The following is a 12519-nucleotide window of genomic DNA, read 5'->3' as shown; positions in this document are numbered from 1 at the left end:
CCGTCGGGGAGGGTACCCCGGGCTGCGCCCGGGGCCTGAACCGACTGGGCAGCAAGCCGCCCAATAACGGAATTCACCCACGCGCTGCGCGCTGGGTAACGGGTTAGGTTGCTGTATAACGGAATTCGGAACAAGCAAAATGATCACTTCGGAAGTGCTCATTACCAACAGGATTGACCGAATCCAGCGGTTGCGGAACCGTCCCCGTTCGATCACCGCACCGCTGTTTCGTTACCTACTGGTCCTGATGGGCGCGCACCGCCGCAGCACGCAGCTGCTCCCACAGTGCCGGGTTCATCCCGTGGTTGAGAAACTGCTCGAACAGCTTCCCGAAGGAGTGCGCGGGATCGAGCGCACGGCCCACGTTCACCGCCTCACGTGCCAGCGCGGCGTGACGGCTCACCCAATGAAACACTCCGGCAAGAATGATCACCGCACCGGCGAGATCATGGGGCAATACCGCCCCGACCTGGCGCATTACCTCGGCGGCGGCATCGGCATTGTGTGCGTCGATCCGGGCGAACAGCAGATCGCGCACCGGCACATCGTGCATCGCGGCCGCGATGATCGCGGCGTGCTCGTCCGTGACACTGATGCCCCGCTCCCCCGCTCCCGCGGTTCCCCCGACGTACGGTGCCAACGCGAAATCGTAGGCACGGTCGGCGGCGTTCTGCGGGTCCCTAGCGGCCAGAATCACGCGCTCGCGCCCGAAACCAGCGGCCACCATAGCGGCGCGGTCTCGACCATGCTGGGCCGGTGCGAAACTCGCTCGCATCTCGGCGCGGGTCATGAGCGTGGTGGAGCCGACCACGAGTGCCTCGGCGATGATCGGGTGCGCCGCCAGATCGACCGGCATGCCCGGCTGCCCGATCAAGGACCCGGCCCCGTGCCACTGACGCACCAGCCCATCGGTGAACACGAACACCGGGGTCACCGCATCGGGGCGAAGCTGCTCGAGGATCGCGCCCACCACATCACCCCGCTCGGCCGGGCCGAACACCACCGCCAGCATCGACTGGCTCTCCTCCAAGGGTGCGGCGCTCTCGAGGGCGTCCAAGATGCGCCCCGACTCCCGCTCCGCATCGTCACCCAACTGGACCAGCATCACCGCCGCCGGGTGGCGGTCAAGGCTCATCACCGCCACCTCGTCGACCGGAAGATGACCGCCCAACGCGACCGCACCGGCAACAACATCGGACGGCGAAGACATACGAAAAACACTCACAGCAAACCCCTTTGAGTCGGGTGGGTGAGTTGGTCAGACTCACCCGTGGATTGGACTTACGAACACCTCAGAACCTAGCCGAAACATCCGACAAAAACCCGCATTGAACTGCGCCTATGTCCCCGGCACACCCGGTGCCGGGGACATAGGCGCATACAGCTGTTGCCGGTGGCCGGTCGGGCGCCGGCAACAGCTCACAACAGAACTGGACTACTGGTCGGCGATACCCTTGGCCACACGTACGGCCGCGCACAACTGGTCCCACATCGACGGGTTCAATCCGGCGTCGAGCATCTGCTCCATCACCTGACCGAAGGGGTGATCCGGGAACGCCTCGAGTCCGGCAGAGATCGCCTCCCTGGCCGCTACCGCGTCCCGACCGACCCAGAAGCTGGCCCCGGCCAAGATCAGCGGGGCCGCCGCCGGATACCGCATCGTCACGGCCGCAACCTGCCGCCACATCTCGCCCAGCGCCCGGCCATGCTCGACAGTGATGCCCGACAGCAGCGCATCCCGCACCGGCGTATGCCAGGCCGCCGCCACCAACCGCGCCGCGTGCTCATCGCTGACGCACACCCCACGAGTCTCGTACTCCTCGAGATACCGGGTGATGACATCACGGGAGAGCTCCTCCGCCGCCCTGAACGCGTCCGCACGGCCCAGTCGGGTCACTTCCGCTGTGGCGGACTCGGTGACCGCCTGTGCTCGCTCCTCGCCGAGCTGAGCCGGTGCAAACCCTGCACTGATCTCCCCACGCGTCTGCAGCCGTACCTTGCCCTCCGTCAAGGCCAGCGTCACGACCGGATGCGACGCCAGGTCGCCGGATTCCCACTCCCCCGGCAGCGGATGAAACCGCCGAGCCTGGCCCTGGAAGTACGCGAAGACGTGAAACGCCCGATCAGGCGCAGCCTCGCGCAGCGCCTGCACCACCAACTCGGCGTGAGCCGGTGAGCCGAACACCACCACCAGCAGCACCTCGATGTCACCGACACGCTCGCGTGCGACCTCGACCCACTCCTCACGATCGGCCTCCGACACAACCTCGGGAAGCTGGGCAAGCAGCACCGTCCCGAACGCCTTCTCATCGAGCGGAGCCACCACAACCTCCGCCGTAGGCAAGTGCCCCGCCAGACTCACCGCCAACGCGGCCGCATCCACTGCCGAACTGATACGAATCGGTTCCATCACACAAACCCCTTTGGGCCGGTGGGTGAGCTGGTCAGACTCACCCGCTGAAATTTGGACTTACTGCACCTCGAAAACTAGCTGAATCCTCCGACAAAAACACCCTGGAACAGCGAAAACGTCCCCGGCACACCCGGTGCCGGGGACGTCGGCGGAAACTGACTCGGCGGCGCCCAGCGGTCGGCCGCGGCTACACGCTGGACACCACCAAGTGACGCTCAATCAGGCTGTGCAACTAAGCCATTTCCAGTGCGGCATGCGCGTGAGCCGAGCAATGCTCGCGCGCGCCCGATCGATCCACTCCGATTGCGCGTCCGGCGCCAGCGCTGACCAGTCCCGCCCGGTCAGCGTCGAGCAGTCCAGCGCAGCGACCGTCTCGATCGGCACCAGAAGGCGCCAGGCCGCCAGCCGGAAGACATCGGCGAACTGAGTGTTCACCGGAGGCCACTCCGAACCAGGCAAGCACTCGATAAACGCTTGTGCTGCGGCATCTTCCACCCGCCGCGAAACCGGGTAGTGCCGTGAGCACCGAAACTCGCCACTGTGGATCTCGGATCGGAACTGATTCATGACCGGGCGTCCTCCACGTCGACAAAGGTCTCCGCCGGCTCTTTCTGAGCCTCGGCACGGATATGGCCGCTGAGCTCGTGATACGCAACCTTGTCCGTCCAGCCCCCACCCACGATCGAGGGGATGCTCACGGTCTTCCTGTTCACACGAACGACCCTGTACCACTGGCCACGACGCTGAACCTGATCACCCTTCTCGATGTCTTCGGGCCCGTAGTTCGTTGCTTGCCCCGATGAGATCTGCTCCGCGCGAATCCCCTCCCAATACGAGATCTGATCTGCGCGTTCCTCCATCCGAGCAATAACCGATTCCCGGTAAGCACCCTCGACCGGCGCAGTCTTCTCGACCTGCTCCCGCACGACGAACAATGTCCGTTCGTGCCCGTCCAAAAGCCGCTGATCTGCACGCTGGCTCGCCTGCAGCGAGTCGATACGATTCTTGACCGTCTCCGGGTTGTACCGAGCCGACGTCGTCACCGCCGCCGACTCAGCCCGCCGCCGAGCCGCCTTCGCATCCTCCTCGGCAGCCACGGCCTGCCCGAGCGTGCGATGCGCGGTCTCGATAGCTCTCCGGTGTCGCCTCTGCGAATGGTGCCCCACGTGAATCGGCTCGCCACCCTCCGGAAGCGCATCGTGTGCGCGCCGGTCAGCCTCCCACGCTTGGTCGGCCTGATCGGCTCGTCGCTGTGCCTTGTTTTCGAGTGCAGCGACGCGGCCGGCCTGACGCTCAATCCGATCGGCCTCGACCTCGGCAGTTGGCCGCGCGGTGGCATCGATCTCAATCTGTACCTCGAACCCAGCAGCGCGCAACGCCGCCGCGGTGCTCTCGATCAAGTGCAACTTCGGCGCCCGATCCCGGCTCCCGCGGATTCCCCAAGTCCCGAGCGAACGAAACCACCGCCACCCCAGTGCTTTCAACGCCTCGTTCGTACCATCGCCGCGCGACGTCCCCTCTATCAAGGTCCCTTCGGCCGCACTATGTGAAATCGTCACCATGCCAGAACAACTCCCAAAACAAGGGGGCAGATGGTCAGTCCGCCCTTCAACAGGACAACACCGAATCTACCCCCACGCACCGTCAAAAACAGTCTCTGAACAGTGAAAACGTCCCCGGCACACCCGGTGCCGGGGACGTTTGTGTCTAGCGACTGACTGACGTTGTAACCGACTGACTGACGTTGTAACCGACTGACTATCTCAGCGTTGAGATCGGCGTTTCCGCGGTCCAGATCCGCCCAGGGACTGCTTCCGGACGCTGTCGAGTGTCGCCCACAGCGCTTCGTTGTCCAGATCGCTTCGGTGCTTCTCGATGGCAGACACGAGCTGGTCAATCACTACCCGAGCCGGCGGATTGAACGTCATGGCTGCCGCACCCGCCCAGGCGAGCGGTTCGTCCTCGCGCTTCAGGATCCGATCGAGCGCACCCTCACACCGGTCGAAGAACTTCTCGGTGCGCTTAGTCTGATTGTCATCCTGATCGCTGGCTTCGAGCGCTCCCTCAGCAAGATCGAGAAATCCATTGATGATCCCCGTCGCGCGGTCACGCAGCACCGGGTCGAACCCGACAGATGACCAGAATCCGTTCCACCGCGTGCGGTAACTGCGGTCCGAACTGAGCGGCACAAGGTGATCGCGTAGCAGCCGGCCGAGGCTGTTCGCGTCCAGCTCACGCAGCTGACGCGCCAAGAGTGCTGGCTTCGATGCCTCGGGCAACGGCTGCGGATCGTTCACGCGCAACCATGGGCGCGGCCCCACCGAATCGATCACGGCAGTGAGCGGCCCGACGATGACCACGAAAGATCGACCTCACGACGGTGCGCCCCCTCGGCGTTGTCATCGAGCGCGAACTCCGAAAGCAGCGCCTTGGCTCGTTTCTGGACAGAGCTAGCTTCGTTGTCCATGTTCATACCCTTCTCGTTTGTCATCTCAACTCCTTCGACACAGCTAACACCGACAGATCTACCGCCGGCGCGTCGTTTGACCACACATGCGTACGACCATGAGGAAGCAACTCCGGTAGCGGGTGCAACCTCCACGGCTCGATCTCATCGAGCACTTCCTGAGCAAGCACGACACCATGGAAACGCGTCGGCACCGTCGTGACATCGACAATGGAGCCGCGGCGTCGGAACTCACTCATCGAACGGGCCGAACCATTGCTGATCACAATCTGCTTCCAGGGCTTGCCAGTGATGTCAAGAATCGCCACGACGTGTGGCTCGAGCCAACCTCGCTCACGCCAAACAGGCAAAATTCCTTTGTCCTTCGGGAGAGCGATCTGGGCGATCGCCTCGCGGGCGTAGTCGGCCTGCTGCCGGCCCCGCAACTCAGACTCGGCGGCCGGCAGACGCAGCTGCTCGAGTCGACGATGTGGGACGGCCGCCAACTGTCGGTTGGAGCCGGCCAACCATCGCCTAACGGTGCGCGACGAGACATGCATAGCGTCCGCGACCGCCTGAACGTCAACACTTCCACGCGCAGTTTCGCCGTAACAGGTCCGGAGCATCGCCTCGAGACGTTTGCGCGTCCAGCGAGGCCCTCGATGGCCGACCACAACTTACCGTTCCACGTCGAAGCTGTTAATTTGAAAGAACTCCCACCCACCGAGGTAGTCCTGCGCTCGCGTGTTCATCCAGTCGGTCATTCCCTTGTCGCCACCGCGTTCATACGCACTCCACATCGCCTCGACCTGGTCGGGCGTCAGCGCCAAGGTGATCAACCGATCGCGGGCATACTCCCGCGGTCCCGGACCCTGAACAGCATCGATCCTGATCTTGCCGCCGTATTTGGCCAGCGCCTTACCTTGCTTGCTGCTTCGCATAATCGACATCGCCGCGCGACGTGCGCTCTGCGTAGATGCCGCTCGTTTGGCCTTGTGGGCTAGGGCCTTGAGGGTCTCAGCTCGTGGTTTGGCGATTCGCTGCCGACCTTCCGGGGCCAACCAGCGTTCCACGGTGCGTCGAGAGACCCCAAGATCGCGTGCTGCGGCGGCAGTGTTGATCTCGCTCCGTTTGCCGGGCCCGTAAGCGGCAAGCAGCTGAGCCTTCAGGTTGGCGGATCCAGGTCGACCGGAAGTGTCGGCGCCTCGACGTCCGGTCAGCTTGCCGAAGAATTCCGATTGCATCTTTCCGCGCTCAGCGCGCAGCACTTCACGCACCGCTGTCTGGGTAACACGAAGTTCCTTGGCAGCTCTTACGACATTGATCTGGTTGTCCACCACCGAGCCGTAGTCCGCCAGACTGTCGGCGATCCGCGAATAGGCAGTGCGGCTGAGGGGCTTCCGTGCCATCACGAGTCACTTCCCGCGCTGATGTCGGCAGACATCCACTCAGCCGGTGCGATCAGTTCCGACTTGCCCCGGTAGCCCTTGCCGTCCAGGTACTGCTGATGTTCAGCGAGAAGTGCGGATCCTTCCGGCTTGTACTGGCCGAAACCACGCCCGAATTGCTTCGGTCCTCCAGGCCACGCCAGCTGGGGATCGGATTCATCCGACACGTAGAGCACGGTGTCCTTGGTGACTGCGACGGGCCATTGTCCGGTGTCTTCGCCGATCTGAGCTATCCGGTACATGATGTTGGCCCGCGACTTGGCGACGATGTGGTGGTGACGCTCTGGTGAATATCCTGGACGTCCTGCCAAGTGCAGATCGGAATTGAGAATGCCGATCGTGTGCGTATAGATGACTTTGTTCTGTTCGCGAGCCAACTGCGCGTCGAGATCGTCCTTGACGTCCAAGGCGGTGCGCGCATCCCGGATCCGTTCGTACCACGGGACGAGGACCCGTCCGTGGTCAGGCCACACGTAGGCCTCCAGAATCTCTGGTTCGTACCCGAGACTGCTGGCGCGTTCGAGGGTGGGTGTAGTCACCCACTTTGGCTCAGAAATTGACAAGCCCATCGGGTTAAGTGGATTTGGGAGCCGCCAGTCCGCGCACTCGGGGATCTCCACGAGCCAGTACCCGGGGAGCTTGCGATCGAACGGTAGTCCATTCGAATGATGCACAGGTTCGCCGATCGGAAGTTCGAGGCCGGCGATTCCTGCCGCGTACGAACCGCCGCGGTCGAAGGCATGGACGTAACGGCACTTCGCTTCGTCGTCAGACAAGGTCCGTGACCAGTCGATATCCGCTTCGAAGATCTGGAACTTCTTGGCGAACTCGGCATCGGAGGATGCGAATACGCGCTTCCACTCCTTCGGCCGGGCGGCGATCATCAGGTCGATGCCCGTCGATGCCGGGCTCACAGCCCAGGGGAACCGCAGAGCACCTGCAAGCAGTGACAGGCGCCGCGCCAGAGTGGCGGGTGCCGGCGAGTCACCAAGGATGGGCATCTCCTTGGGGTCTTGGCTCATGCCGGAGACCAGTGCCACCCAGACACCACGCGTCTCGCCCTTCCACACGCGGGTCCAAGTGCCGAGCCGGTCCCCCTCCTTGCCGCCGAGCTGCCAGCCCTCGGAGAGAGCCTCTGTGACGAACGGAGATTGTGCGGTCAGTTCCTTGATCCGGTCGTTTCGGTTGCGCTTGCCCAAACTGCTGGTGTCGATTCCCACGTGCTGCGCCATCGCGTCGGTGATCCAGATCTGCCCAGGCACTGACCATTTGTCGGACGTCCACGTGCCGAGGTTCAACGTCGCTACGAGTTCCGCGACATCGCCGACATGGGTGATCGGCGCGGCAAGGTCGTGACGGGTGCCATCGGGTAGCCATGCGCCATCGACGTCGAGTACTGCCGCGGGTGCGGTGAAGGTGGTCGGTGCTTCTCCTGCTGCAGGATTCGGCGCCGGGGTTGTCGTGGTCGGCTGCTGCGTGGTCTCCGCCGTCGCGACGATGGACGGCGTTGCGGCAGCAGTGTCAGGAGACGTCGTTTCGACGGGAGCCGCCACCGGCTCGTCCACCATCATTGGCGAAACCTGGCCGACTGTGTCGCCGGTTGCTGCAGCTGCAGATCGGGTGGCGGCGGTGCTTTGCCACCAGCAGGGGAGGTGCATCACCAAGCCGTCGATCTGCCATCCGGCGTCCTCGCCGCCGCACAGGGCGCAGGTGGAAACCGGCGAAATCTGCACTCCATCAGCGGAATGCCCCTCGGCATCGGTCTCGATAGCCATCTCAGGCTCCTGTTCGGAATGAGAGCTGGTCAGGCTCATGACTTCGTTGGACGAATCACCCGAAGCTACGCCGGGGCCTGGACTGTTCAGATCGGCGAGCCAACCGTCGAACAGAGCCGGACTACCGGTTACATCAGGCGTGGACGAGTCGCTGGATTCGGCGCCGGGCGTCGGGTCACTTGATCCTGCATCGCTGGTTACTTGGTCTTCCGGATCATCGCTACCGAGTAACTTGTGTAGCCGCAGTGCAACCATGCGCTGCCTGCGGTTTTCGCACTTGACCATCCGCTGCACCGTGTACCGCGGCATCCGGCCTTTCCGTTCCTCCGCGATCAGCACGCCCTCGTCATAGAGAGCCCTCAAGGCGGTACCACGATCGATCTGCAAGGTATCGGTCATCGTCTGACCAGTGGCCTTCAACACCTGTTCGAGGGCCATCGGGTCCAACAAGACTTGTGGTTGACCATCGCACGGCCGCGGGTTGGCCACGACATATCCCAATCGAACGCCACGACCTTCCGCACGCCATCGAGGGGTGCCGTCGGATGTTTCACCCACCACACTGCGCCGCCATCCAAGACATGCAGCCATCGACCAATCCGCGGGAGCTTGCCCGGTGTCGACGTCCTCCACGTAGGCGTGGCCATTTCTCAGTGCGTGTACCAACAACTCCCGTACTCGCGCACCGGTCCGCATGGGCAGATCTGGGTCAGTCGCCGCAGCAGCGGCATCAGACAAGCCCATCGTGACCAGGTCTCCGACCTGCGCGACTTCGTTCTCTGTCAACGCCCCCACATCAACAAGGAAACGAGACATCGCATGCCAGCCCGCCCACAGAGACCCCAAAGCGTCTGCCTGACGAACACTTTCGCCACTCGTGCGCAAACGCTCGCTATACCGCTCACCTTCGGCAAACGCCTCAGCGCGGACACTGTCCAACCGAGGACATAACCACTGCAGGTACGTGGCCATCAACAAGGCACGGCCATGACGGGAATGCGCAGTATCGAGTTCCTTCAAAACGTTCAGTTCGATTTCCCGCGCCTGCAACGGCACCACGAGCATCCGCTGAGCTGCAGATCCTGGCCGCGGCATGATCTCGGAGGTGACCAAGGCAGACGCGCGGGGTGGGGTTCCGTCCAGAACACCGAGACCATCACGTGTGCTTCTCGAGCGTTGCTCACCGTTGTGCACCATGCGAGCGAACTCTTCGAGTGCCTTCTGCGCAGTCCCGAAGTCTCGGGTTGGTGCGACATCGTCCGCCCAGTACAGAGCATCTTTTGCGGCGTTAAGCTTGATTCGCAATGCATTCAATGTGTCGCCGTTGCCCGACATCGATGTCGCCGGTCGCCGGCGATCCCATTTCTCTCCCCAGTGGTGCATCGCCAATGATGCGAGTGATGTCTTGTAGCTGTTAGGCGATCCGACCAACGTAAGAACCCACGGGTTCGGACCCAATGCGGACCTGAATACCTGCCCAAGTAGAGCGGCCGAAACCCGCGTCGGGGTGCGTTCGAGCATCGAGCCGGAATGAAGAAGGAATGCTTCTCGGATCCTTACTGGGTCGGGCGTCGGTGCGGGAAGGTCATACATCTTCAGGGGGCCGGTCAGCAGAACGGGGGCTACCCGTCCGCCGTTCTCGTCGATGGCTCCCCCAGCATGAACGAAGAACCACTTTCCCTGATCATCGCGGCGCCACCCTGTGGAGCGGTATCGCACCACCCGTTGGATTTCGCGCCCACCTGCGCCCTTGAGTGCATCTCGCAGCTTCGCCACTCCGCTGGGGCGAGAGTCGTAGGCAGGCGGACCTGGCAAGGTATCGACCCAGCCGCAATCCCGGTACTCCTTCGCCGGGATCCGAATCCGCAGAAACTCTCGGCTCTCCGGATGGGTGTAGCCGATAACCACTGCGGTGAGTTCTTGAGGTGCGGCGGGGTTGACTTCACTCTGACCGGCCATCGGCGCTCGGCCCATCAACTCCGGCTCGTCGACGTCAATACCCGCTTCGGCAACCTCGAGATACTCCATCTCAACGATCCGGGCATCGAGGTCCAGTACGAGTTTCGCCTGTTGATCACCGCTCTTGGTCGTGACGATTTCGACCAAGTTCCCGTCAATGATCCGATACACCGGAGCAATAAAGTTGCGCCCCCGGATCGTGTTCAGTGGCGTGGCCAGGCTTTCCGAGCCGGACCGGACCGACTGTAAATCAACTGGGCTGAGCGATTCCTGAACCGCACCCGGTACGGGCTCAAGCTCGGGATCTTGCAGAATCGGCGGAATAGGAACTCGCGCGACATCGTGTGCCGCTCGCGCTGCAACACGCGCAGCACGCCATGCGGTCATGGCATTCTCGACCGCTTCTCCCGCCCAATCGGTGCCTTCAGCCGCGGCCTGCTGTCGAACTTTGTCCAGAAGTTCAGTCAAATCTTCGAAACGTCGCTCCGATTCGAGCGCCCAACGTTGTGCGCGTCGGAACTCTTCGTCTCCGTCCCGCCCATCTGCACGATCAGCTCTGGCGGTCGCCTCTGCCAGCGCAAGTTCGATTAGTGCTTGCTTCTCGATTACGTCGGCAGCAAAGCCGTGGGCAGCGACCTCCCCAGGCCGAACAGGGAGGAGACCACCCCACGTCGAGTCGGCCAACCAATGGCCGGCATCGACGTGGTCAGTGAAATCAGATTTAGGTGCCGCCGGTGCGGACAGCAAGAGCTGGACCTGGGCACCACTGCCACCCAACAGAGATGCGAGTTCGATACCCCGCTTCCATCCGACGGAGTCACGATCAAGCACGACGCGAACCTCAGCGCCTTCGAAAAGGTCAGCACACGAGAGAGGGAAGTTCAGTCCGCCTTGAGCATTGGTCGTGGCAACCAGTCCAAGCGACTCGGCTGTCTCGACATCCTTCTCCCCCTCGAGTAACCACACAGGCGAATGGCTCGAGATTGCCGACAGCAGTTCCGGTAGTCGATACAAGACCGGTTCAAAACCCTCCGGCTTACGCTTGAGCCGGGTCCCAGTGGCATCCACGAAAACCTGTCGGAACTGCTTGTGCCGGCCAGCTTCACAGCTCGTGCATTCCTCTCGGATCACTTCCTGCACCAAGGCACCGTCGGCTGATACGTACGGGTAGACCTTGACCCGATCCCACCGGTGGTGCGCGTCCGGTGTTACGTCTGGAAACGCGATTCGGGCGGGTAGCCGACCGCCTTTTGGCCTACGCCGCCCAGCACCACGTCGGTGCGGAGATCGGCCTACGCGTGTGAGCGCGTCACGACCGAACAGCGGTTCGTCGAAGAGATCGGTCATCGACAACCCCAGGCCGTCGGCGATCTCCGAGACGGGAGCTTCACAGCCATGGCAGTGAAGCAGCACCATTCCTCCCCGATGCCCATCGACCCAGGTCACGGACATCGACGCGTTACGATCGCCATGTATCGGGCACCGCGCCATCAGCTGGGTAGAGCCGCGTTCGTTCACCCCGCCATTGCGTTCGGCAGCAGCACGAACCCGGTCGAATGACGACATCCGACCGTTCTCGTTGGCCCCAGCAGTGATAGCAGTCACGAAGCCGCCTCAGACACACGCACCAGGAGATCTGGCAAGCGCGGTGCGGCCCGGGTTAGTATGGGCACAGGTCCCCTCCAGGACTCGTATTTATGAACCAGGTCCCCTCCAGGACTTCAGTTCGTAATCAACGGATCGAAGGACCCCCGCAGGCCGCCAAGCAGTGGGGGTCTTTCGCTATCTATGGCCAGGTCATGCCGAGATTGAAAATTCGCTATCGGACGAATCGCAGACCGTATAGCGCTCGTCGTGGGCCCGTAGTTTTTCCGGGTCCAACTTCTTGAGGATGTAGTCCGGGACATCCAGGTTGTACGCACGGGCCATGACGAGCAGGGCGTAGTCGCCGAGCTCAAGTCCGAGCTCTTCGGCGCGTGCTTCGTAGAAGCTGTGCTGTTGAAGGGGTGCACGAACTGATATGCACTTGCGCGTTCCCTTATGTGGCCGTCCCATGCGATGAGCCTAAACAGAAACTGCTTCGGAAACGTCGAAGGACGTGTTGTCGGTGTGTCGCCGTTCATCGTGCATCCCCTCACCTTCACCAAAAATCCGCTTCTGGTTAGAGGAAGATCCTTCGACCCAACGCTGTGTGACAGATGGGAAACAAGATCTTCGTCGCCGCATCATGCGGCGGAGCATGGACTGTTTCACCAAACTCGCCCGACCGCGGTTTCAGATGAACAACTACCCCTACGTGTGACCTGCGGGGCCAATCGGTGGGGAGTGGGGGGAGTGGGAAGAAATACCTGATCAAACGGTAAAAACCACTCCCCACGACGGTGGGGAGTGGCGTGGGGAGTGGGGTGGGGAGTGGGTTCAAAGACACCCGAAGTGCCTTCGCGTGCACCACCGATGAGCTGTCGGGAATCGACTGAG

10 protein-coding genes are annotated in these 12519 nt (G+C 62.6%); all 10 read right to left on the bottom strand.

The features are described from left to right. Nucleotides 1–235: 235 nt before the first annotated feature. Complete coding sequence (locus ACH49N_RS31785) at nt 236–1210, bottom strand: DUF4192 family protein (RefSeq protein WP_317747459.1); 975 nt, start codon at nt 1208–1210, stop codon at nt 236–238. Between the two features lie 225 nt (nt 1211–1435). Beyond that, nucleotides 1436–2410, bottom strand: coding sequence for a DUF4192 family protein (locus ACH49N_RS31780; protein WP_317747458.1), 975 nt, complete (start codon nt 2408–2410; stop codon nt 1436–1438). 222 nt (nt 2411–2632) lie between these two features. Next, nucleotides 2633–2848 (bottom strand): hypothetical protein, encoded by a 216-nt coding sequence (locus ACH49N_RS31775; RefSeq protein WP_358276617.1) that lies wholly within the window; start codon nt 2846–2848, stop codon nt 2633–2635. Between the two features lie 128 nt (nt 2849–2976). Further along, complete coding sequence (locus ACH49N_RS31770) at nt 2977–3975, bottom strand: DUF3560 domain-containing protein (protein WP_397504833.1); 999 nt, start codon at nt 3973–3975, stop codon at nt 2977–2979. 201 nt (nt 3976–4176) lie between these two features. Further along, a complete protein-coding gene (locus ACH49N_RS31765) occupies nt 4177–4710 on the bottom strand; it encodes a hypothetical protein (protein WP_317747456.1) in 534 nt (177 codons plus the stop codon). 32 nt (nt 4711–4742) lie between these two features. Then, complete coding sequence (locus tag ACH49N_RS31760) at nt 4743–4904, bottom strand: hypothetical protein (RefSeq protein WP_317747455.1); 162 nt, start codon at nt 4902–4904, stop codon at nt 4743–4745. After that, nucleotides 4901–5386 (bottom strand): hypothetical protein, encoded by a 486-nt coding sequence (locus tag ACH49N_RS31755; protein WP_397504832.1) that lies wholly within the window; start codon nt 5384–5386, stop codon nt 4901–4903. Before ACH49N_RS31755 ends, ACH49N_RS31760 begins: the two co-directional genes overlap by 4 nt. A 150-nt stretch (nt 5387–5536) precedes the next feature. Further along, nucleotides 5537–6268 carry a terminal protein gene (locus tag ACH49N_RS31750; protein ID WP_317747452.1) on the bottom strand — a complete coding sequence of 244 codons (732 nt, stop codon included), beginning with the start codon at nt 6266–6268 and terminating at the stop codon, nt 5537–5539. After that, nucleotides 6268–11646, bottom strand: coding sequence for a telomere-binding protein (locus ACH49N_RS31745; RefSeq protein ID WP_317747450.1), 5379 nt, complete (start codon nt 11644–11646; stop codon nt 6268–6270). Before ACH49N_RS31745 ends, ACH49N_RS31750 begins: the two co-directional genes overlap by 1 nt. Nucleotides 11647–11838: 192 nt before the next feature. Beyond that, on the bottom strand, nt 11839–12096 hold the full coding sequence (locus ACH49N_RS31740) for a hypothetical protein (RefSeq protein WP_317747449.1): 258 nt from the start codon (nt 12094–12096) through the stop codon (nt 11839–11841). Between the last annotated feature and the right edge of the window lie 423 nt (nt 12097–12519).

The sequence above is a fragment of the Rhodococcus sp. NPDC019647 genome, from assembly GCF_044389235.1.
GTDB classification, from domain to species: Bacteria; Actinomycetota; Actinomycetes; order Mycobacteriales; family Mycobacteriaceae; genus Rhodococcus_F; species Rhodococcus_F oxybenzonivorans.
Note: the sequence above shows the minus strand (reverse complement) of the source record. Positions and strands in the feature narration are given on the sequence as shown.